General features: G+C 68.1%; 18 protein-coding genes. 7 read left to right on the plus strand and 11 right to left on the minus strand.

Annotation, left to right across the window (positions count from 1 at the left end):
• Positions 1-138: 138 nt before the first annotated feature.
• The 5 genes from AC0IZJ_RS23070 to AC0IZJ_RS23090 all read right to left on the minus strand — a co-directional run bounded on the left by AC0IZJ_RS23070 (position 139) and on the right by AC0IZJ_RS23090 (position 6,250).
• A complete protein-coding gene (locus AC0IZJ_RS23070; protein ID WP_471853911.1) occupies positions 139-1,452 on the minus strand; it encodes an ABC transporter substrate-binding protein in 1,314 nt (437 codons plus the stop codon).
• Positions 1,453-1,483: 31 nt separating this feature from the next.
• Entirely contained in the window at positions 1,484-2,548 is a 1,065-nt protein-coding gene (locus AC0IZJ_RS23075) for a branched-chain amino acid ABC transporter permease (RefSeq protein ID WP_471853912.1), read from the minus strand.
• Positions 2,549-2,610: 62 nt separating this feature from the next.
• Positions 2,611-3,540, minus strand: a complete 930-nt coding sequence (locus AC0IZJ_RS23080) for a branched-chain amino acid ABC transporter permease (protein ID WP_471853913.1) — start codon at positions 3,538-3,540, stop codon at positions 2,611-2,613.
• Complete coding sequence (locus tag AC0IZJ_RS23085; protein WP_471853914.1) at positions 3,540-4,319, minus strand: ABC transporter ATP-binding protein; 780 nt, start codon at positions 4,317-4,319, stop codon at positions 3,540-3,542. The genes AC0IZJ_RS23080 and AC0IZJ_RS23085 overlap by 1 nt, the downstream gene beginning before the upstream one ends.
• Positions 4,316-6,250, minus strand: a complete 1,935-nt coding sequence (locus AC0IZJ_RS23090; RefSeq protein WP_471853915.1) for an AMP-dependent synthetase/ligase — start codon at positions 6,248-6,250, stop codon at positions 4,316-4,318. Before AC0IZJ_RS23090 ends, AC0IZJ_RS23085 begins: the two co-directional genes overlap by 4 nt.
• A 127-nt stretch (positions 6,251-6,377) precedes the next feature.
• Here AC0IZJ_RS23090 and AC0IZJ_RS23095 point away from each other — a divergent pair, with 127 nt between their 5' ends.
• A complete protein-coding gene (locus AC0IZJ_RS23095) occupies positions 6,378-7,091 on the plus strand; it encodes a Crp/Fnr family transcriptional regulator (protein ID WP_471853916.1) in 714 nt (237 codons plus the stop codon).
• Here the strand turns inward: AC0IZJ_RS23095 and AC0IZJ_RS23100 are convergent.
• On the minus strand, positions 7,088-8,227 hold the full coding sequence (locus AC0IZJ_RS23100; RefSeq protein ID WP_471853917.1) for an NAD(P)/FAD-dependent oxidoreductase: 1,140 nt from the start codon (positions 8,225-8,227) through the stop codon (positions 7,088-7,090). The two genes, AC0IZJ_RS23095 and AC0IZJ_RS23100, sit on opposite strands and share 4 nt — an antisense overlap.
• Before the next feature lie 102 nt (positions 8,228-8,329).
• On the opposite strand from AC0IZJ_RS23100, the gene AC0IZJ_RS23105 reads away from it, so the two are divergent.
• On the plus strand, positions 8,330-9,628 hold the full coding sequence (locus AC0IZJ_RS23105) for a peptide MFS transporter (RefSeq protein WP_471853918.1): 1,299 nt from the start codon (positions 8,330-8,332) through the stop codon (positions 9,626-9,628).
• Here the strand turns inward: AC0IZJ_RS23105 and AC0IZJ_RS23110 are convergent.
• Complete coding sequence (locus AC0IZJ_RS23110) at positions 9,615-10,328, minus strand: helix-turn-helix domain-containing protein (RefSeq protein WP_471853919.1); 714 nt, start codon at positions 10,326-10,328, stop codon at positions 9,615-9,617. The two genes, AC0IZJ_RS23105 and AC0IZJ_RS23110, sit on opposite strands and share 14 nt — an antisense overlap.
• A 171-nt stretch (positions 10,329-10,499) precedes the next feature.
• On the opposite strand from AC0IZJ_RS23110, the gene AC0IZJ_RS23115 reads away from it, so the two are divergent.
• Genes AC0IZJ_RS23115 through AC0IZJ_RS23125 form a run of 3 tightly spaced genes read left to right on the plus strand, consistent with a single transcriptional unit; the run spans position 10,500 to position 16,217 of the window.
• On the plus strand, positions 10,500-12,746 hold the full coding sequence (locus AC0IZJ_RS23115) for a TonB-dependent receptor (protein ID WP_471853920.1): 2,247 nt from the start codon (positions 10,500-10,502) through the stop codon (positions 12,744-12,746).
• 14 nt (positions 12,747-12,760) lie between these two features.
• On the plus strand, positions 12,761-14,725 hold the full coding sequence (locus AC0IZJ_RS23120) for a serine hydrolase domain-containing protein (protein WP_471853921.1): 1,965 nt from the start codon (positions 12,761-12,763) through the stop codon (positions 14,723-14,725).
• A gap of 10 nt (positions 14,726-14,735) precedes the next feature.
• The gene (locus AC0IZJ_RS23125; RefSeq protein ID WP_471853922.1) at positions 14,736-16,217 is read left to right on the plus strand and encodes a M81 family metallopeptidase; all 1,482 of its coding nucleotides are present in this window, start codon (positions 14,736-14,738) and stop codon (positions 16,215-16,217) included.
• Here AC0IZJ_RS23125 and AC0IZJ_RS23130 read toward each other — a convergent pair.
• Positions 16,214-16,774: a GNAT family N-acetyltransferase gene (locus tag AC0IZJ_RS23130; RefSeq protein ID WP_471853923.1), complete on the minus strand. Its 561-nt coding sequence runs from the start codon at positions 16,772-16,774 to the stop codon at positions 16,214-16,216. The genes AC0IZJ_RS23125 and AC0IZJ_RS23130 overlap by 4 nt on opposite strands.
• Before the next feature lie 251 nt (positions 16,775-17,025).
• Here AC0IZJ_RS23130 and AC0IZJ_RS23135 point away from each other — a divergent pair, with 251 nt between their 5' ends.
• Both AC0IZJ_RS23135 and AC0IZJ_RS23140 read left to right on the plus strand, forming a co-directional pair.
• Positions 17,026-17,448, plus strand: a complete 423-nt coding sequence (locus tag AC0IZJ_RS23135) for a CopG family transcriptional regulator (RefSeq protein ID WP_471853924.1) — start codon at positions 17,026-17,028, stop codon at positions 17,446-17,448.
• 19 nt (positions 17,449-17,467) lie between these two features.
• A complete protein-coding gene (locus AC0IZJ_RS23140; protein WP_471853925.1) occupies positions 17,468-18,505 on the plus strand; it encodes an extracellular catalytic domain type 1 short-chain-length polyhydroxyalkanoate depolymerase in 1,038 nt (345 codons plus the stop codon).
• Here the strand turns inward: AC0IZJ_RS23140 and AC0IZJ_RS23145 are convergent.
• From AC0IZJ_RS23145 to AC0IZJ_RS23155, 3 genes are all read right to left on the minus strand, one after another.
• A complete protein-coding gene (locus AC0IZJ_RS23145) occupies positions 18,502-18,735 on the minus strand; it encodes a DUF167 domain-containing protein (protein ID WP_471853926.1) in 234 nt (77 codons plus the stop codon). The genes AC0IZJ_RS23140 and AC0IZJ_RS23145 overlap by 4 nt on opposite strands.
• Positions 18,728-20,608, minus strand: a complete 1,881-nt coding sequence (gene htpG / locus AC0IZJ_RS23150) for a molecular chaperone HtpG (RefSeq protein WP_471853927.1) — start codon at positions 20,606-20,608, stop codon at positions 18,728-18,730. The genes AC0IZJ_RS23145 and htpG overlap by 8 nt, the downstream gene beginning before the upstream one ends.
• A 229-nt stretch (positions 20,609-20,837) precedes the next feature.
• The gene (locus AC0IZJ_RS23155; RefSeq protein WP_471853928.1) at positions 20,838-21,965 is read right to left on the minus strand and encodes a 3-deoxy-7-phosphoheptulonate synthase; all 1,128 of its coding nucleotides are present in this window, start codon (positions 21,963-21,965) and stop codon (positions 20,838-20,840) included.
• Positions 21,966-22,027 lie beyond the last annotated feature (62 nt).

A 22,027-nucleotide genomic window follows, 5' to 3' on the forward strand; every position in this document is an offset into this window, starting at 1 on the left:
AGGGCCTCTTCTTTGGTGACTTTCTTCTGGCCCCGCAGAAGAAAGTTACCCGGCCGCCGGGACGGACTCCCGGCAATCTCCCGATGAGCAAAGCCCTCCGCCAAAGCAACCTTCACCGCAGTCACGTCACGCCCCCGATCAGCTCTGGCACTCAGCCGGCGTGCGACGCGTGAGCTTCTTCTCCCCCGCGTACTTGTCCGCCGCCGCCTTCACCATCGGCTTGATGATCTGCGCGTCGGCCTCGTACCAGTCGCTGCTGAAGCTCCACTTCGCACCGTCCCAGGTGTGCACGCGCGCCCAGGTCGACCCCTGGTGGTCATAGCAGCTCGTGCTGATCGGCCGAATCACGCCAGTCAACCCAAGAGCAGCCAGCTTCTTGTCGTCCAGTGCCAGGTTCTCCAGCCCCCAGCGCACCTGCTCCCCCGTCATGACCTTGCCCTTGCCGAAGCGCTCCTGCGCCCGCCGCACGGCCTCCACGCCGAGCGCCTGGATGACCAGGCCGCGCGTGTACAGCACCGATCCGACCTCGTCCTTCGGCCCCGTGCCCTGGCCCTTGCCGTGCACGAGTTTGAGGATGTCCTGCATGACCTTGGGTGACTGGCCCGAGGTGTTCAGGTTCAACGCGTTGTAGCCCTTGGCGCCTTCGCCCACGTCCTTGACATCGGGCTCGGCACCCGACCACCAGACGCCATACATCTTCTCGCGCGGGTAGCCCGTCGCCTGGGCCTCCTTCAGCGCGGTGGAGTTCATGACGCCCCAGCCCCACAGCAGCACGTAGTCCGGCCGCGCCTGCCGCACCTGAAGCCAGGCGCTCTTCTGCTCGACGCCCGGCGCGGTGACCGGGATCTTCACCAGCTCGAAGCCATGCGTCTTGCTGCGCTCTTCCAGCAGCGGAATGGGCTCCTTGCCGAAGGGGCTGTCGTGATAGACCAGCCCGATCTTCTTGCCCTTGAGCTTGTCCAACCCGCCTTCCTTCTTGCCGATGTGCTGGATGAGGATGTCGGCTGCCGTCCAGTAGCTGCCCATCAGCGGGAAGTTCCACGCGAACACGCCGCCATCGGCCGAGGCCGACAGGCCGTAGCCCAGCGTGATCAGCGGGATCTTGTCGTTGGGAACCTTGTCGGTCAGCGCGAAGGTGATGCCGGTGGCCTGCGGGTCGAAGAGCGTCGCCCCCTTGCCCTTGAGGCGCTCGTAGCACTCCACGCCCTTGTCGGTGGCATAGCCGGTCTCGCATTCCTCGAACGTGAGCTTGACGCCGTTGACGCCGCCGTCACGCGCGTTGATGAGCTTGATGTAGTCCTGCTTGCCATTGGCCCAGGGCGTGCCATTGGGTGAGTAGGGGCCCGTTCGATAAACCAGCAACGGGAAGAACTGCTCCTTGGCCTGAGCCTCGGCGGCCGGGCTGGCGAGTTGCAGAGCGGCCAGAGCCGTGCAAGCGATGAAAGTCTTCATGAGGCTGTCTCCTGTCGTTGTGGGTATCGAATCAGTGAGGGAAGGGCCAGAGCCTGAGCTTTTCTTTTGCCGTTGCCCAGAGCCGCGCAAGGCCGTGCGGTTCCTTGATGAGGAAGAAGACGATCAGCGCGCCGAAGATCATCAGCGCCAGATGCGAGGCGGTGGCCGTGTCCATCGGCAGGCCCGTCCAGTAGGGCAGCTTATCCAGCAGCAGCGGCAGCACGACGATGAAGGCCGCGCCGAAGAAGGCGCCCGAGATGGAGCCCAGGCCGCCGATGATGACCATGAAGAGCAGGTCGAAGGAGCGGTTGATGCCGAAGGCCGCCGGCTCCCACGAGCCCAGGTGCACGAAGCCCCACAGCGCGCCGGCCACGCCGATGATGAAGCTGCTGACGGCAAACGCGCTGAGCTTGGCCTGCATGGGCCGGATGCCGATGACGGCGGCCGCCACATCCATGTCGCGCATGGCCATCCACGAGCGGCCGATGTGACCGCGCACGAGGTTCTTGGCAGCCAGCGCGAAGACGACGACGAAGGACAGGCACAGCAGGTAGCGCGCCGCTGGAGACTCGACGCTGAAGCCGGCGATGCTCAGGCCCGCGATGCTGACGGAGCCCGACGACGAGCCGTTGGTGACCCACGGCAGGCGCAGGCAGGCCCAGTCGACGAAGAACTGCGCCGCCAGCGTCGCCACCGCGAGATACAGGCCCTTGATGCGCAGCGACGGCAGGCCAAATGCGACGCCCAGCACCGTCGCACCCAGGCCGCCGGCCAGCAGCGACACGATCAGCGGCATGCCCTCGACACGCGCCTGGCAGTTGTAGGCCACGTAGGCGCCCACGGCCATGAAGGCGCCGGAACCCAGGGAGATCTGGCCGCAGTAGCCGACCAGCACGTTCAGCCCCAGCGCTGCCAGCGAGAGGATGAGGAAGGGAATGAGGACGGCGCGCAGCAGGTATTCGCTTGACGCCATCGGGATGACGATGAAGGCGACGGCGAGCAGCAGCGCCATGCCGATGCGGTCCTGCCGGATGGGCAGGATCTGGCTGTCCGCCGGGTAGGTGGTCTTGAACTGGCCGTTTTCTCTGTACAGCATGTTCTTAGTCAGTTGAGGACAGAGCTACTCGCTTCGCTCGGGCGGTCTTTCCCGCGAGGTCATCAGACTCGATCAATGATCTTCTCCCCGAACAGCCCTTGAGGCCTGCCGAGCAAGACAACGAGCACCAGCACGTACCCAAACCAATACTCGATGCCGCCCCCAAGCATCGGCCCGAGATACGCCTCGGACAGCTTCTCACCGACCCCGATCAACAGCCCGCCGACGATGGCGCCCGGCACGCTCGTCAGCCCACCCAGGATGACGACCGGCAACGCCTTCAACGCGACGAGAGACAGCGAGAACTGCACGCCCAGCTTGCTGCCCCAGATCATGCCGGCCACCAGTGCGACGAAGCCGGCCACGCTCCAGACGATGACCCAGATGCGCGACAGCGGGATGCCGATGCTCTGCGCGGCCTGGTGGTCGTCGGCGACGGCACGCAGCGCGCGGCCGGTGGCGGTCTTCTGGAAGAACAGGCTCAGGCCAGCCACCAGCGCCGCCGCGATCAGCGCCGCGTACAGGTCTTCCTTGCTGACCAGGATGCCGCCCGGAAAGCTTTGCTCGAACAGGAACATCGGGTCCTTGGGCAGGCCGATGTCGATCTTGTAGATGTCGTTGCCGAAGATCATCTGGCCCGCGCCTTCGAGCAGGTAGGCGATGCCCAGCGTGGCCATCAGCAGCGTGATGCCTTCCTGGTTGACCAGCTTGGACAAGGCCAGCCGCTCGACCAGCCAGGCGACGATGACCATCACGCCCACCGCGCCGGCAAAGGCCAGCCCGTTGACGACGATCTTGCCGTCCAGGCCCGTGTACTTCTGTATCCATTCGGCGAAGCGCGCCATCGCGAGTGCAGCGAACAGCACCATGGCGCCCTGCGCAAAGTTGAAGACGCCACTGGCCTTGTAGATCAGCACGAAGCCGAGTGCAATCAGCGAATACAGGATGCCCGACATCAGGCCGCCGATGAGGGTTTCGATGAACTGGCCCATCAGTGGCTCACTCCGAGATAGGCGCGGATCACGTCCTCGTTGGCACGCACCTCGTCCGGCGCGCCATCACCGATCTTCCGGCCGTAGTCCAGCACGACGACGCGGTCCGAGATGTCCATGACGACGCCCATGTCGTGCTCGATCAGCACGATGGTCGTGCCGAACTCATCGTTGACGTCGAGGACGAAGCGGCACATGTCCTGTTTCTCCTCCACGTTCATGCCGGCCATGGGTTCGTCCAGCAGCAGCAGGCTCGGCTCCATGGCCAGCGCGCGGCCGAGGTCGACGCGCTTCTGCAGGCCGTAAGGCAGGCGGCCGACGGGTGTCTTGCGCCAGGCCTGGATCTCGAGGAAGTCGATGACTCGCTCCACTGCCTCGCGCTGCTCCGTCTCCTCGCGCCGCGCGGGGCCGAGGTGCAGGGCTTGCCAGAACAGGCCGCGTTTCATGCGCAGGTTGCGGCCGGTCATGAGGTTGTCCAGCACGCTCATGCCCTTGAACAGGGCCAGGTTCTGGAAGGTGCGCGCCACACCCATCTCCGCCACCTGGCGGGGGCTCATGCCCTTGAAGGTCTTGCCGCGCAGGGTGATGGCGCCCTGCTGCGGCTGGTAGACGCCATTGATGCAGTTCAGCATCGAGCTCTTGCCCGCGCCGTTGGGGCCGATGATGGCGCGCACCTCATGCTCGCGCACGTCGAAGCTGATGTCGGTCAGCGCCTTGACGCCGCCGAACGCGAGCGAGATGTTCTTCACATCCAGGACGACGTCGCCGATCTTCTTCATGCGGCCGCCTTCACGGCGGGAAAGGTCCGCGCCTCGACGATGCGCAGGTCGGCCGCGATCAGGGCCGTGCGCCCATCCTCGAACGTCACCTGCGTCTCGATGTATTGCGACACCTTGCCCGCGTAGAGCGCATCGATGAGCACGCCGTACTTCTCGGCAATCGCGCCCCGGCGGACCTTGCGCGTGCGCGTCAGCTCGCCGTCGTCGGCGTCCAGTTCCTTGTGCAGCACCAGGAAGCGGCTGATCTGGCTGCCGGCCAGCAACTCGTCCTGCGCCAGGTCGGCGTTGATCTTCTCGACGCAGTCAAGGATGAGCGCGTAGACCTCGGCGCGCTGGGCCAGGTCGGTGTAGCCGGCGTAAGGCAGGTTGCGCCGCTCGGCCCAGTTGCCCACGGCCTCGAAGTCGATGTTGATGAAGGCGCAAACCCGGTCGCGCCGGTCGCCAAAGCACACCGCCTCCTTGATGTGCGGGAAGAACTTCAGCTTGTTCTCGACGTACTTGGGCGCAAACATCGCGCCGTCGAAGGCGCCTCCCATCAAGCGCCCCACGTCCTTGGCGCGGTCGATGATCTTCAGGTGGCCGCCGGGCGTCAGGAAGCCGGCGTCGCCGGTGTGATACCAGCCGTCGGCCGTCAGCGCCTCGGCCGTCGCGGCGTCATTCTTGTAATAGCCCTTGAGCAGCCCGGGCGAGCGCACCAGCAATTCACCACTGTCGGTCAGCTTGATCTCCACGCCGTCGATGGGAACGCCCACGGTGTCGGCGCGGGCCTCGTGGTCGGGCTGCAGGCAGACGAACACGGCCGTCTCCGTCGAACCGTAGAGCTGCTTGAGGTTGATGCCGATAGCGCGGTAGAAGCTGAACAGGTCCGGGCCTATGGCCTCGCCCGCCGTGTAGGCCACACGCACGCGCGAGAAGCCCAGCGTGTTGCGCAGCGGGCCGTAGACCAGCACATCGCCCAGCGCGTAAACCAGCCGGTCCAGCAGGCCGACCGGCTGCCTGTCCATGCGGCGCGGGCCGACGCGGCGGGCCAGCGCCATGAAGCGGTCGAACAGCCAGCGCTTGGGTGCCGACGCATCTTCCATGCGGATCATCACCGTCGTCAGCAGGCCCTCGAACACCCGCGGCGGCGCGAAGTAATAGGTCGGGCCCACTTCCTTCAGGTCGATGCTGACCGTGGACGCCGACTCCGGGCAGTTGACGACATAGCCCACGGCCAGCCATTGCGCGTAGCTGAAGATGTTCTGGCCCACCCAGGCCGGTGGCAGATAAGCCAGCACTTCCTCGCGGTCGGTCAACTGGTCAAAGCGCTGGCCGGCCTGGGCGCGGTCGATCAGCGAGGCATGCGTGTGCATGACGCCCTTGGGGTTGCCCGTCGTGCCCGACGTGAAGAACAGCGCTGCCACGTCGCCGGGCTGGCCGGCGGCGACCTCGGTGGCGTAGAAGTACGGCGACCCGGCGCGACCCGCTTCGATCAGCGCATCCAGCGACGCCAGCCCCGGCTCGTCGTAGTGGCGCAGGCCACGCGGGTCGTCGAACCAGATGTGCGCCAGCTGCGGGCACTGGCCGCGCAGCTCCAGCAGCTTGTCGACCTGCTCCTGGTCCTCCACCACCGCAAAGGCGATCTCGGCGTTGTTGAGCGGGAAGACGTACTCCGCCGCTGCGGCGTCCTGATAGAGCGGCACCGGCACGGCGCCGAGCGCCTGCGCGGCCAGCATGCTGGCGTACAGGCGCGGCCGGTTCTCGCCGATGACGACCAGATGCTCGCCGCGCTTCAGCCCTGCGGCCGCGAGGCCCAGCGCCAGCTGCTGCACCAGTGCCGCGAGCTGGGTCCAGCTCAGCGTCTGCCAGACGCCGAACGCCTTCTCGCGCAGCGCCGGCGCGTCCGGCCGGCGGGCCGCATGGTCGAGCAAGAGCCTGGGAAAGGTGGTCAAGCCGGTCTCCGTTGCGCGGGTGCATGGGGTTGGCCCGCGTCTGTGTGCCCCATTCTGAGCAGGACTTTGACGCCGATCTGTCGGTACGACGACAATTTGCGGGTCTTCACGGCCCAGACTTTCCCGCATGGCCGACACATCCCTGCGCCAACGCGCCCGCCGGGCCACGCCCGCCGAACTGGACGCCATCCCCTGGCTGAAGCTGCTCGACGGCGGTCAGCGCGAACTGGCCGTCAGCACGCTGGAAGTGGCTGAGGCCGAACCCGGCGAGCGCCTGTGCCGCATCGGCCGGCCGGCTACGTTCTGGTTCGGCGTCGTCGACGGCCTGCTCAAGATGAACAACGACGACTCGCTGGGCGCGGCCGTCACCTTCACCGGCATTCCGCCGGGCGGCTGGTTTGGAGAAGGCACGCTGCTCAAGCGCGAGGTCTACCGCTACAACATCCAGGCCCTGCGCCCCAGCGTCGTGGCCGGCCTCCCCATCGACAGCTTCCACGCGCTGCTGGACGGCAGCATCGCCTTCAACCGCTTCGTGCTGGATCAGCTGAACGAGCGCCTGGGCCAGTTCATCGGCGCCCGCGAGACCGACCGCATCCACGACCCCGACGTGCGCGTCGCACGCAACCTGGGCGCCCTCTTCCACCCGACGCTCTACCCGGGCGTGGGCAACTGGCTGCGCATCACGCAGCAGGAACTGGGCTATCTGGTGGGGCTGTCGCGCCAGCGCGTGAACCTGGCGCTGCACCGCTTGAGCGATGCGGGCCTGATCCGCATCGAGTACGGCGGCCTGCGGGTGCTGGACCTGCCGGGACTCCGACGGTTCCAGCCTCCGGCGGCCTAGGGCCGGAACCGCTGCGGCGACAGCTGCTGCGCCAGGATGCCCATGTCGGCGAGATCCTGCGGCAGCGCCCGGCCCAGCGCGAGCGCCGCGGCGGCACGGCCCAGGGCCGGCGAGGTCTGGATGCCGTAGCCGCCCTGGCCGGCGCACCAGAAAAAGCCGGGCGCAGAGGCGTCGAAGCCGACGACGGGCGAGCGGTCGGGGCTGAACACGCGCAGCCCCGCCCAGCGGTGGCGCACGCGGCGCACGGCCTGGCCGGTCAGCGTCTCGAAGCGGTCCACGGCGATGGCCACGTCCAGCTCCTCGGGCTGGGCGTCGCAGGGTGGGCTGGGCGTTTCGTCGGCAGCCGAGATCAGCAGCAGGCCGGCATCGGGCTTGAAGTACTGGCTCTCGTCGATGGCGACGACCGCGGGCCACAACGCAGCATCCACGCCGTCCGGCAGCTCGATGAGGACGGCGGTGCGACGCAGCGGCCGCAGCGGCACCGGCGCGATGCCGGCCATGGCCGCCACGCCGTCGGCCCAGGCGCCGGCCGCGTTGATGACGACGCCGGCGCGAAAGCTGCCGGTGGCCGTGTGGGCGAGCCAGTTGCCGCCCTCGCGCTCCAGCGCCTGCAAGCCGGTGCCCAAGTGCAGCTGGGCACCGGCCGCGCGAGCCGTGCGCAGAAAGCCCTGGTGCAGCAGGTCGACGTCGATGTCGGCGGAGGTCGCATCCAGCAATGCACCGGCGATGCGGTCACGCTGCAGCAGCGGCACCAGGGCCAGCACCTCGTCCACGCTCAGCGCGGTCGTCCGCTCGCGCACATCGGCATCGGCGGTGAAGCTGTCGACCAGCCCCTCCTGCCCGGCGCCGACCAGGAACAGCGTGTGCCGCTCGCGCAGCAGCGCCTGCTTGACCATGCCCTGCGACGGCGTGCGGAAGTAGCCCAGGCTGGCCCGCGTCAATGCGCGGATCGTCGCGTTGCCGTACAGCGCCGAGTAGAGCGCCGCGGAGCGGCCGGTGGAGTGGTAACCCGCATGAGGCTCGGTTTCGAGCACGGCCACACTCGCCTCGCCTGCCAGCGAAGCCGCCACGGAAGCCCCCGCAATACCGGCGCCGATGACGAGGCAGTCCACGTTCTTCGTTGTCTCTTGGCCCATGGCTGGCTTATGAATTTTCCAAAACGGAAAATAAATGTACCATCACGAAAATCGTTGAGCAATGCTGAAATCAACGCTTCCGGCGCCGTTCTAGGAGATCTCGTGGACGCTTCCCTGCAACCTCCGCTGCACCCGCGCCCGACCGCGCAGTGGTTCGGCCAGCCGCGTGGCCTGGTGGTGCTCTTCCTGACCGAGATGTGGGAGAAGTTCTCCTTCTACGGCATGAAGGCGCTGCTGATCTATTACATGATCCGGCACCTGAACTTTCCGCAGGCGGATGCGTCGCTGATCTACGGCGCCTACACCGGCTGCGTCTACCTGACGCCCATCTTCGGCGGCTACCTCGCCGACCGCTGGCTGGGCCGGCGCCGCGCCATCCTCATCGGCGGCTCGCTGATGGCGCTGGGGCACTTCACGCTGGCGTTCGAATCGGCCTTCTTCCCGGCCCTGGTGCTGATCGCGCTGGGCAACGGCCTCTTCCTGCCCAACCTGCCCAGCCAGGTGGGCGACCTCTACGACGAGAAGGACCCGCGCCGCGGCGGCTCGTACAACATCTACTACGTCGGCGTGAACCTGGGCGCGTTGCTGGCGCCGCTGGTCTGCGGCACGCTGGGCGAGCTGTACGGCTGGCACTACGGCTTCGGCGCCGCGGGCATCGGCATGTGCGTGGGGCTGGTCATCTACGTGCTCGGCAGGCGCCACCTGCCGCCCGATCGGCCGAGCGCCGCGGAGCCCGCCACCGGCCGGCCTGCGGGACTCTCGGCCGGCGCCATCGTGCCGCTGCTGCTGGTGGGCCTGGCGGTCGTCGTGTTCCGCAGCGGCTATGAGCAGAGCGGCAACACGTTGGCCGTGTGGGCCGAGACCGGCGTGCAGCGCGCACTGTGGGGCTACACCATCCCCGTCACGTGGATGCAGTCACTCAACCCGCTGTTCGTCTTCATGTTCACGCCCTTCGTCGTGGCCGGCTGGCGCCGCGCGGCCGAGCGCGGGCGGGAGCCGTCGTCGCTGGCCAAGATGGCGACGGGCGCGGCCGGCGTTGCGCTGTCCTATCTGATGCTGGCCCTGCTGGCCGCAGGCAACGCCCCTGTGAGCCTTCTGTGGCTGGTGGCCTTCTTCGTCGTCTACACGGTGGCGGAGCTCTACATCCTGCCCGTGGGCCTGGGCCTGTTCGCGCGGCTGGCGCCCAGGGGCATGGGCGGCACCTTCGTCGCGGCCTGGTTCCTCGCGTCCTTCGGCGGCAACCTGCTGTCGGGCGTGGTGGGGCGCTGGCTGGAACCGCTGGGCGCCGCTGGCTTCTTCGTCCTGCTGGCGGTGGTCACCGGGGCCGCTGCGGTGGCGCTGCTGTCGCTGCGGCCGGCACTGCGGCGCGTGGAAAGCGCGCGAGCGTCTAGCGTCGCGTAGCCTTCACCTTTGGCCGGGCGGCACGGTCCGGCGCGGCGGGTGCGGGCACCGGCGTGGCCAGGCGCTGCGAGGCCTCGACGAAGTGATGTGTCATCACGTCGCCGTGGCCATTGCGCGGCGCGCAGGTGGCGACGAGGCGGCACGGGGCGTCGGAGGCCTTGAGATAGGCGTGGCCCATCTCGCTGTCGAAGAAGATGGAGTCGCCCGTCTTTAGCAGCACCGGCGCGTACAGCTCGGAGTGGAAGGCGACCTCGCCCTCGATAACGAAAGCGAACTCCTCGCCCGGGTGGCGGATCAGGTCGCCGAACTCGGCCTTGAACTCCTCCAGCGTGCGCGCCCGCACCTCGACGACCAGCGGCGTGAAGCGCTTGTTCAGCAGCTCCGACGCGAGATAGCTCTGCTTGTAGCTCAGCGTGTCGACCACCTGGCCGTCGCCCGCGCGGTGCACCACGCGCCGGCCGCCGCCGCTCGGCGCGGGCCGCGCGCCCTGGGTGTCGTGCAGCAGCTCGGCCATGTCCACGCCCAGGCCGCGGCTGAGCAGCATCAGCTTGTCGTAGGACAGCGAGACGTTGCCTTTTTCCAATTTGGACAACGTGGAAACCGCCATGCCGGTGCACTCGCCCACCTGGCTCAGCGTCAGGCCGAGCCGCTTGCGGACGCTGCGGATGTGTTCGCCGGGAGTGATGTTGGAGCTGGCCATGGGGGTGGAGGAAATCCGATTCCATCTTAGGTCACGCCCCCTCGCCGGCCGCCTCCACAGTTGCCCTTAGACAAGTTGGGTATTTCATATAAGGTTTACACCGATGGGAAAGATTTTTCCAAATTGGAAACTTCACTCATCAAGCAACCCAACTCTGATCCAGGAGAAGCCATGAGCCGGTCCTCCCGCGTCGCTCGCCCAGGCGCGCTGCCCCAACGCCACAAGCGTCACCGGCTGGCAGCCCTGCTGGTGCCCGGCCTCGCCACACTGTCTGCGCTGTGCGCGTCGCCACTGTGGGCGCAGTCCACTGCCGCAGCGGCGCCCGAGGCCCAGCGCGACGTCGAGAAGCTCGACGTCGTGACCGTCACGGCCACGCGCCGCCGCGAGCCGGTGCGCGACGTGCCGCTGCGTGTGGAGACGCTCGGCGCCGAGCCGATGGAGCGCGCGGGCGCCGCCTCGCTGAGTGACTACGTCGGCGGCCTGCCCGGCGTGGACGTGAAGACGAGCGGCGGCCCCGGCCGCGGCGCCGTGACGATGCGCGGCGTCAGCGTCGGGGAGCAGCAGATCGCCACCGTCGGCATGTATGTCGACGACGTCGCCTTCGGCTCCAGCAGCGCCTTCGTCGGCGGCGCCAACACGGCGCTGGACCTGTCGCTGCTGGACCTGCGCCACATCGAGGTGCTGCGCGGCCCGCAAGGCACGCTGTACGGCGCGGGCGCCATGGGTGGCCTGCTGAAGTACGTGACGAACGAGCCGGACAGCTCGCAGTTCTCCGGCAAGGTCGGCCTGGGTGTGCGCCAGGCACGCGGCGGCGGGCTCGGCCACACCGAGCATGCGGTACTCAACGTGCCGCTGAGTCAGGACGTGGCGGCCCTGCGCGTGGCGGCATTCAACGACCACGAGGGCGGCTACATCGACGCCGTCGGCAAGGCGGCCGGCGAGCACATCAACGACGGCAACACGCGCGGCGCACGGGTGTCGGTGCTGATCGAGCCCGTGGCCAGGATGAAGCTGCGCCTGGCCCACACGCAGCAGGAGATCCGGCGCAACGGCCTGAACGTCGTCGAGTACGACATCGCCACCGGCCGGCCGATCTACGGCGAGCGGACGCGCCACCTCGACACCGGCGAGGCCTACAAGCTCAAGACGCGCCTGAGCTCGGCCGACTTCGAATACGACCTTGGCTGGGCACGTTTCAACGCCATCGCGTCGACGCAGCGCCAGGACGGCGCCACCGGCCAGGACGCCACGGCCCTGCTCGGCAACAACCCGGCCTTCGACTTCGTGTCGCTGAACAACGCCTACGGCCTGCGCAAGCAGACGCAGGAGCTGCGCCTGACCTCGCAGCGCGGCACCGTCGAATGGCTGCTGGGCTACTTCCGCACCAAGGAGACCGGCCATGTCGGCCAGCGCCTGTGGGCGCAGGCAGCGGGCGGCGGCGGCGAGATGGTGCTGACGACGACCGGCCAGCCCTCCGAGTACCGCGAGCGCGCCGTCTACGGCGACCTGACCTGGAACATCGACCCGACGTGGTCTCTGACGCTCGGTGCCCGCGTGGCCAAGAACGATCAGGTCTACACCGTGTTCGTCAACGACGTGCTGAACTCCTCGGCGCCGAGCGAGGACACGGCGAAGACCTATCTCGCCACGCTGCGCTACGCGATCGACAAGACGAGCAACGTCTACTTCCGCGCCGCCAGCGGCTACCGGCCCGGCGGCCCGAACTCGCCGGCCATCGACACCAACGGCCAGGTCATTCCCGGCACGCCGGCGACCTTCGGCCACGACACGCTGTGGAGCTACGAGCTGGGCTACAAGGCCGACCTGCTGGACAAGCGCCTGAACGTCGAAGCGGCGCTGTTCAACATCGACTGGAAGGACCTGCAGCAGCCCAAGGCCATCGGCGCCAGCCAGATCGTCGTCAACGCCGGCAAGGCGCGCGTGCGCGGCCTGGAACTGGCCGCCCGCTACCAGGCAGACGCGCACTGGCAGCTGGAAGGCAGCCTGGCCTGGACGGACCCCAAGCTGACCGAGGACGCCCCGGCACTCGGCCCGGCCGGCTCGCGCCTGCCCAACAGCGCCAAGCTCGCCTTCACGCTGGGCGCGCGTTATGCCTTCGATCTGGTCAACCACCCTTCCTATGCCGGCTTGAGCGTGCGCCGCGTCGGCCAGCGCAATGCCGGCTTCGACACGGTCGGCGGCTCGGTGCCCAACTTCAGCCAGCCGGGCTACACGCTGGTGGATGCGCAATGGGGCGTGGAGATCGGCCGCTGGCAGCTCTCCACCTTCGTGCGCAACCTGACCGACAAGCGCGCCATCCTGGGCGCCGACACGGGCCTGACCGCCTTCGGCCTGCCGCTCAACGTGACGACGGTCGCACCGCGCACGATCGGTGCCAACCTGACCCTGAACTTCTGATCACGGGACCTCGCATGACGAAGCTGTTCACCCGCCTGCACGCGCTGGCCCTCACATTGGGCGCGCTGGCGCCCGCGTGGGCGCAGACCGGCCCGGCGCCGGCCCTGACGCCGCCCGCAGCCATTGCCGCACCGGAAGCCACGACGGCCATGCCCAAGCCCAAGGCGGCAGTGGCACTCACCGCCGTCGACGCCGAAGCCTTCCTCGACGGCCTCATGCCCACCGCGCTGCGCACCGCCCGCGTGCCGGGCGCCGTGGTCGTGCTCGTCAAGGACGGCCAGCCGCTGGTGCAGAAGGGCTACGGCTATGCCGACTGGGACAAGCACCTGCCGGTGGACCCGCAGAAGACGCTGTTCCGCCCCGGCTCGGTGTCCAAGCTGTTCACGTGGACAGCCGTCATGCAGCTCGTCGAGCAGGGCAAGCTGGACCTCGACGCCGACCTGAACAAATACCTGGACTTCACGATGCCGGGCCGCAACGGCAAGGGGCTGACGCTGCGCCACGTGATGACGCACACGACCGGCCTGGAGGAAACGGCGCGCGACCTGCTGACCTACGCGCCCGTGACGCCGGACCTCGGCAAAGTGCTCAAGGGCTATATCCCGCCCTACGTCTACGACCCCGGCACCACGCCCGGCTATTCCAACTACGCGACCGCGCTGGCCGGCTACATCGTGCAGCGCACCAGCGGCAAGTCCTTCGACGACTACATGGAGCAACACGTCTTCGCGCCGCTGGGCATGAAGCAGTCGACGTTCCGCCAGCCGCTGCCGGACGCGCTGAAGGGCCAGATGTCGCAGGGCTACATGACGCAGGACGAGAAGCCGCTCGGCTTCGAGATCATCAGCATGCCGCCGGCCGGCAGCATGTCGGCGCCGGGCGCGGACATGGGCCGCTTCATGCTGGCCTTCCTGCAGCAGGGCAAGCTGGGCGACACGCAGCTGCTCCAGCCCGAGACGGTCAAGCAGATGTTCGGCCAGCTGACGCGGCCGATGCCCGACCTGTCCGGCATCGGCCTGGGCTTCTACGAACAGAACATCAATGGCCACCGCGTGCTGGCCCACGGCGGCGACACGGTGCTGTTCCACAGCGACCTGCTGCTGTTCGTCGACGACGGCATCGGCCTGTACGTGTCGGTCAACGGCGCCGGCCACGAGCGCCAGGGCGCCTGGCTGCGCGACAAGCTGTTCGAGGCCTTCGCCGACCGCTACCTGCCCGACGCCCGCCCGGCCACCAAGCCCGAGGTGGACGAAGCCACGGCCAAGCAGCATGCGCAGCAGATGGCCGGCGCCTACCGCAACACGCGCCGCGAGGACTCGACCTGGCTGTCCGTGCTGCAGCTGCTGAGCCCGCTGAAGGTGCAGGCGCTTGACGACGGCCGTCTCGCCATCGACCTGGCCGGCGCGCGCAGCGTCTACCGCGAGGTGAAGCCCTATTTCTGGGAAGAGGAGCACGGCAAGCGCCGGCTGCAGGCCACCGTGGAGAACGGCAAGGTCAAGCACTGGGGGCTGGAGCCTTTCGTGTTCGCCTTCATCTTCGAGCCCGTCCCCTTCATGGCCAGCCCGACGGTGCTGGTGCTGACGGGCCTGGCCCTCGTCACGCTGCTGCTGACGGCGCTGCTGTGGCCCGTGGCCGCCGTGCTGCGCCGCCGCTATCACGTGGCGGTGCCGCCGCCGAAGCAGGTCACGCGGGTGCGCATCGCCAGCGTCGGCGCGCTGCTGGGGCTGGGCCTGTGGGCCTGGGTGGTCTCGCTGCTGGAGAGCCTGGGCGACGCGTCCGTGCTGCTGCCGATGGCGCAGCTGGTGCTGGCGGTGTCGGCCATCGGCGGCCTGGTGGTGGCCGGCCTGCATGCGCGCAGTGTGCTGAAGGCCGGCAACAAGGCCGCCAAGGCCCTGGCCACCGTCTGGACGCTGGCCTTTGCCGTGCTGGTGGTGGTGGCGCTGTACCACCACCTGATCGGTTTCAACCAGCACTACTGAGCGGCAAGCCATGAAGCTCTTTCTCGCCGGGCTGGTGCACGAGACCAGCAGCTTCTCGCCGCTGCCCACCAGCGTGCACTCCTTCAGCGACGGCGTGCTGATCCACCGCAGCGACGCGCGCGCGCTGCAGAAGATCGTCGCCCAGCCGACGCTGATGGGCGTCATCGCCGCCGCCGCGCGCCAGGGCGACACGCTGCTGCCGGGGCTGTACGCCGAGGCACAGCCATCCGGGCCGCTGTCCCGCGCTGACTACGAACAGCTGCGCGATGAACTGCTGGCCGACCTGCGCGCGTCCCTGAGCCTGGGCCCCGTGGACGCCGTGTTGCTGGTGCTGCACGGCGCGATGCTGGCCGACGGCTACCCCGACTGCGAAGGCGACCTGCTGACCCGCGTGCGCGAGCTCATCGGCCCGCGCGTGCCGCTGGGCGCGCTGCTGGACCTGCACTGCAACCTGAGCCCGACCATGGTCGACTCGGGCGCGGTGCTGGTGGCCTGCAAGGAGTACCCGCATATCGATTACGCCGCCCGTGGCGAGGAACTGCACGCGATGCTGGGCGCGATGGCGCGCGGCGAGCTGGCCATCCGCGCCCAGTGGCGGCGCGTGCCCATGCTGGGCATCTTCGGCACGACGCAGCCGCCGATGAGCGATTTCGTACGCCAGCTGCAGGTCAGCGAGCAGACGGTGCCGGGGGTCCTCTCGCTGTCGGTGCTGCACGGCTTTCCGTGGTCGGACACGCCGCACACCAGCGCAGCCGTGCTCGTGCTGGCGCAGGACACGCCGGCCGCGGCCAAGGCGGCCACGCAACTGCTGGGCGAACTCGCCGAGAGCTTCTACGGCCTGCGCGAACGCGCCGCTGCCAACCGCCTGCCGCTGGATGCGGCGCTGGACGAGGCGCTGGCCGCCATGCAGCGGGCCGATGGGCGCCCCGTGGTGCTGGCCGACACGGCCGACAACCCCGGCGGCGGCGCGGCCGGCGACAGCACCTTCGTGCTGCGCGAGCTGCTGCGGCGTGGCGTGCAGGACGTGGCGCTCGGCATGATCTGGGACCCACAGGCCGTGGCCATCGCGACCTCGGCTGGCGTCGGCGCGCGCCTGCCGCTGCGCATCGGCGGCAAGGTGGGGCCGATGTCGGGCGATACGGTGGACCTCGACGTCGAGGTGCTGGCCTGCCGGAGCGATGCCTGCCAGCGCAGCCTCACGCCGGGCGGCAAGGATCCGCTCGGTGCCGCCGTCGCCGTGCGCGCGCAGGGCATCGCCATCGTGCTCAACAGCACCCGCCAGCAGGTGTTCTCACCGGAATGCTTTACCGAACTCGGCATTGACCCCAAGGCCAAGCGGCTGGTCGTCGTGAAGTCGACGCAGCATTTCCGCTCGGGCTTCGACGCGATGGCGGCGGCGGTCGTCTACGCCGACACGCCAGGAAGCCTGGCCTCGGACCTGGGCAGGCTGCCCTACAAGCACCTGCCCCGGCCGGTCTGGCCGCTGGACTAGGCGGCGAAGGCGATGGCCTCCGGCTCGCCGCGCGGCAGGCTGGCCCAGCGTTCGGCGCTCAGCTCGTAGAGCAGTGCCGCAGCGCTGCCCGGGCCGTCGGCCAGCGCGCCCTTGAGGCGCAGGCCCAGGCATTCCAGCGTTTTGCGCGTCGGCGCATTGCTGGGCAGCACGGCGGCGACGACCGTGCCCTCACGGCGCTGCTCGAAAGCCTGTGTCATCGCATGCAACGCCATTTCCGAAGCCAGGCCGCGGCCCCAGGCCTGAGGCGTGATGCGGTAGTAGAGATACAGGCCGGCGTGGCCCGCAACGCTGCGGTGCATCAGGCCGCCAAAGCCGATCAACACCTCGGGCTTGTCGCGCTCGGCAATGGCCCAGTGGCCGAAACCCAGCTTCTGCCAGTGGGCGATCCAGCCCTGCAACTGGGCCTCGATAGCGGCAGGGCCCTGCGGCGTGGCTGCGGCGCAGAAGCGATTGACGGCGGGGTCGGCATACAGCGCGATCAGCGTCTGGAGATCGCTTTCCCGCGGTGGCCGCAGCACGAGGCGATGGGTCACCATGGCCGCAGGCACGGCAGGAACAGGCGCGCAGAACTCACTGGTAACCATGTACGACGCTAGCTCGGTGAAAACCCTAGCAGGGTATCCGCGCACCGCCCGCAACGGAAGCCCCGGGCCGGCGGGGTTGTCGCATTGCCGTCACAAATCCCGAGGAGCGCTTCGTAAAGATGCCGGCCGGCCACCCCGGCCGCGTAACGATCACATACCAAATAGGTCTAGTGGATTCCAAGTGGATGGCCGATGATACAGCCATGCCTGCTACTCCTCTCCTCTCGCCCAAGGCGGCAAAGCCCGTTGATGAAAAGCTGACGATCAACATCGGCTGCGTCGATCTGGGTCAGATCGACCTGCTCGTGCAGGAGGGCTTCTATGCCAACCGCAGTGACCTGATCCGCACGGCAATCCGCAACCAGATCGCCAACCACGCGGAGGTGGTTCGCCAGGTCGTCACCCGCAAGAGCATCGTGCTGGGCATCCAGCAGTTCAGCGCGGCGGACCTCACTCAAGCCCAGGCGGCCGGCGAAAAGCTGCAGATCCGCGTGCTCGGCCTGGCCGTCATCGCACCCGACGTCACGCCGGAGCTGGCGCTGGCCACTATCGAATCGCTGACCGTGCTGGGAGCGCTGCATGCCAGTCCCGCCGTGAAGGCTGCCCTCGTCGGTCGGCTGCTGTAAACCATTCATGAAAGTTCCCATGCAAACGCAGTTCACCCAGCTGATGAAAGACGCCACGGCGCACACGCGCGCCGGCGACCTCCGCGCCGCAATGGCCGCCATTTCCACCGCGCTGGCTCGTCGCCCTGAAGAAGCGCCGGTATCCGCAGCCGACGCCAACATCGTCGACGTGGAGGCACGCGTCGTCGAGAGCGAAGCCGCGGCGCCGATGGCGGAGGTCCATGCGGCGGAACAATTCGTCTCGGGCCACTTCAGCCACCGCGCCGGTGCGCGCGACTACCGCCTGTTCGTCCCTGCCACCCAGGCCGACAAGCCGCGCGCCCTCGTTGTCATGCTGCACGGCTGCACGCAGAACCCCGACGATTTCGCCAAGGGCACACGCATGAACGCGCTCGGCGCCCAGCACAACGCGCTGGTGCTCTACCCGGCGCAGACGCGCCAGGCCAACGCACAGGGCTGCTGGAACTGGTTCAAGCACAACCACCAGGGCCGCGAGCGCGGCGAGCCGGCGCTGCTGGCCGCGATGACGAAGCACATCGCCGAGACCCACGGCGTCGACCCCGCGCGCATCTACGTAGCGGGCCTGTCGGCGGGCGGCGCGATGGCCGCGATCCTGGCGGCGACGCACCCCGACGTCTTCGCTGCAGCCGGCGTGCACTCGGGCCTGCCGGCCGGTGCGGCCCGCGATCTGCCGGGCGCACTGGCGGCGATGAAAGGCCAAAGCTCACCCGCAGCGGCCGGCAAGCCCAGGTCGGGCGTGCGCATGATCGTCTTCCATGGCGACGCCGATGCCACCGTTCACGTGAGCAATGCTGAAGGCGTGGCGTCCGCCCACGGCGCCGGGGCGGTCGGCGCGCCCGAGGCGGCCCAGTTCACCCGAGGCGGGCGCACCTGCACGCGCCGGCTGCACAAGGACGCGCAGGGCCGCGTCGTCACCGAGCAATGGACGGTGCGTGGCGCCGGCCACGCCTGGTCGGGCGGCGACCCGGCAGGCTCCTACGCCGACGCCCGCGGGCCGGACGCCAGCGCCGAGATGATGCGGTTCTTCTTCAGCTAATCGGCGGTTTCGACGCGCACCCGCTTGAAGCGCGAGCCGCCGCCGCTGTGGATGCTGACTGCGGACTTCGCGCAGCCGAAGTGCTTCGCCACCAGCGCGATCAACTCGGCGTTGGCCTTGCCGTCCACCGGTGGCGACTTCAGCCAGGCGGTCCAGGTGCCGTCGGCCTCCTGGACGAGCTCGGATCTCGATGACCCGGGCTTGGCCTTGAGTTGAAGAACCTCAGCCAATCAGCAGCGCGTTGACACGGCGGACATAAGCCGCAGGGTCTTCCAGATGGCCGCCCTCGGCCAGCACGGCCTGGTCGAACAGCACCTGGGCCAGGTCGTCGAAGTGGGCGCTGCCATCGAGCTTCTTGACCAGCGCGTGTTCGGCGTTGATCTCCAGCGTCGGCTTGCTCTCGGGCGCCGTCTGGCCGGCCTGCTTCAGCAGGCGCGCCAGATGGCCGCTCACGTCGCCCTCTTCCACGACGATGCAGGCGGGCGAGTCGACCAGGCGGGTCGTCACGCGCACGTCCTTGGCGCGGTCCTTGAGCGCGTCCTTCAGCTTGTCGAGCAGCGGCTTCAGGCTCTCGGCAGTCTCATCGGCCTTCTTCTTCTCGTCCTCGTCCAGCAGCTTGCCGAGGTCGACGGCGCCCTTGGCGACGGACTGCAGCGTCTTGCCTTCGAACTCGTAGAGGTGGCTCAGCATCCACTCGTCGACGCGGTCAACCAGCAGCAGCACCTCGATGCCCTTCTTGCGGAAGATCTCCAACTGCGGGCTGTGCTTGGCGGCAGCCAGCGAATCGGCGGTGATGTAGTAGATGACGTCTTGGCCGTCCTTCATGCGGCCGACGTAGTCCGCCAGACTCACGTTCGCGTCGGCATGCGTGGAGGCAAAACGGAACAGCTTGGCCAGGCGTTCCTGATTGGCGTGGTCCTCGCCGATGCCTTCCTTCAGCACCTGGCCGAAGTCGGTCCAGAAGGCGGCGTACTTGTCCTTGTCGGCCTGCTCTTCGCTGTTGGCCAGGCTTTCCAGCATGCCGAGCACGCGCTTAGTGGAACCCTCCCGGATGGCCTTCACGTCACGGCTTTCCTGCAGCAGCTCGCGACTGACGTTCAGCGGCAGGTCGGCCGAGTCGATGACGCCTTTGACGAAGCGCAGGTAGACCGGCATCAGCGCTTCGGCGTCGTCCATGATGAAGACGCGCTTGACGTAGAGCTTCACGCCGCCGCGCTTGTCGCGGTTCCACAGGTCGAACGGCGCCTTCTGCGGGATGTAGAGCAACTGGGTGTACTCGCTGCGGCCTTCCACGCGGTTGTGCGTGTAGGCCAGCGGCGCCTCGCTGTCGTGGCTGATCGTCTTGTAGAACTCCTGGTACTGCTCTTCCGTGATCTCGCTCTTGCTGCGCGACCACAGCGCCGACGCCTTGTTGACCGGCTCCCACTCGTCGGTGACCACCTGCTTGGCGTTGTCCGCGTCCCAGGTCTCCTTCTTCATCAGGATGGGCAGGGAGATGTGATCGCTGTACTTGCTGATCGTCGACTTGACGCGCCAAGTCTTGAGGAACTCTTCCTCGCCGTCGCGCAGGTGCAGGATGACGTCCGTGCCACGGCCCGGCTTGGTGATCGTCTCCAGCTCATACTCGCCGGTGCCTTCGCTGCTCCAGCGCACGCCAGCTTCAGCGGGCAGGCCGGCGCGGCGGGTCTCCACCGTGATGCGGTCGGCGACGATGAAGCCGGAATAGAAGCCCACGCCGAACTGGCCGATCAGCTGGGCGTCCTTCTTCTGGTCGCCCTCCAGCTTGGCCATGAACTCGCGCGTGCCGCTCTTGGCGATGGTGCCCAGGTGGGACGCGGCTTCCTCGGCGCTCATGCCGATGCCGTTGTCGCTGATGGTCAGCGTCTTGGCGTCTTCGTCGAAGCTGACGCGCACTTCCAGGTTGGGCGTGTCCTCGAACAGCGCCGCGTTGTCCAGCGCCTCGAAGCGCAGCTTGTCGCAGGCGTCGCTGGCGTTGCTCACCAGCTCGCGCAGGAAGATCTCCTTGTTGGAGTACAGCGAGTGTGTGACGAGGTGGAGGATCTGCTTGACTTCGGCCTGGAAGGCGTGGGTTTGCTTGGTCATGGTGAGGGGAAGTCCGTGAACGAAAACGCGGCCCATATTGGGCCGCGCGATGCAGATTTCAAGAGCCAGGATTATTCCGCGCCGCGGGCCGAGCGCCGGGCTGCCCCAAGCCGGCCCGTCGGGCGATGTGCTCGCGGCCCAATGCCGCGAGCATCGCCGTCCCCTCGGGGGACCGGTCGGACTCGCCCGCGCTCAGCGTGGCGAGGCCGGACGAGGGGCCCACATCTTGTCAGCCCCGGCGCGCCTTCACGGCTTCGCTCAGCACGTCCAGCACCGCCAGCGAGTCGTCCCAGCCCAGGCAGGCGTCGGTGATGCTCTGGCCGTAGGTCAACTTGGCCGGGTCATCCTGGCCCGGCGTGAACTTCTGGGCGCCGTCGTTCAGGTGGCTTTCCACCATGACGCCGAAGATGTTCTTGCCGCCCTCGCGCATCTGGCCGGCTATGTCGCGCGCCACGTCCACCTGGCGCTGGTGCTGCTTGCTGGAGTTGGCGTGCGAGCAGTCCACCATCAGGCGCTGCGGCAGCTTGGCCTTGGCCAGGTCGGCGCAGGCTGCGGCAACGTTGGTGGCGTCATAGTTCGGTGCCTTGCCGCCGCGCAGGATGACATGGCAGTCCTCGTTGCCGCTGGTCTGCACGATGGCGACCTGGCCGTTCTTGTGGACCGACAGGAAGTGGTGGCCACGCGCGGCGGCCTGGATGGCGTCGGTCGCGATCTTGATGTTGCCGTCCGTGCCGTTCTTGAAACCGATGGGCGCCGACAGACCCGAGGCCAGTTCGCGGTGCACCTGGCTCTCGGTCGTGCGCGCGCCGATGGCGCCCCAGGCAATCAGGTCGCCGATGTACTGCGGCGAGATCACGTCCAGGAACTCGGAGCCGGCCGGCACGCCCAGGCGGTTGATCTCCAGCAGCAACTGCCGGGCGATGCGCAGGCCTTCGTCGATGCGGTAGCTCTCGTCCAGGTAGGGGTCGTTGATCAGGCCCTTCCAGCCCACCGTCGTGCGCGGTTTCTCGAAGTAGACGCGCATGACGATTTCCAGCGTGTCGGCGTACTTCTCGCGCTCGATCTTGAGCTTGCGGGCGTACTCCAGCGCGGCGTTGGGGTCGTGGATGGAGCAGGGCCCGATGACGACGAGCAGGCGGTCGTCCTCGCCGCTCATGATCTTGCGGATGCGCTGGCGCGTGTTGCTGATCAGGCCTTCCATCGCGGTGCCGCGGATGGGGAAGAAGCGGATCAGGTGCTCCGGCGGCGGCAGCGGCGTGATGTCGAGGATGCGCTCGTCATCGGTGGCGCTGGTCTTGTCGTCCTGGGAGTACCAGCGCTGGGCTTCGGGTTCGACGGAAGAGACTTTGGCGTTCATCGTTGGCACCTTAAAAAACAAAAAACCGCCGGGCTTTGGAGGCCCGGCGGTTTGTAGGGAGT

The organism is Roseateles sp. AC306 (assembly GCF_979253795.1).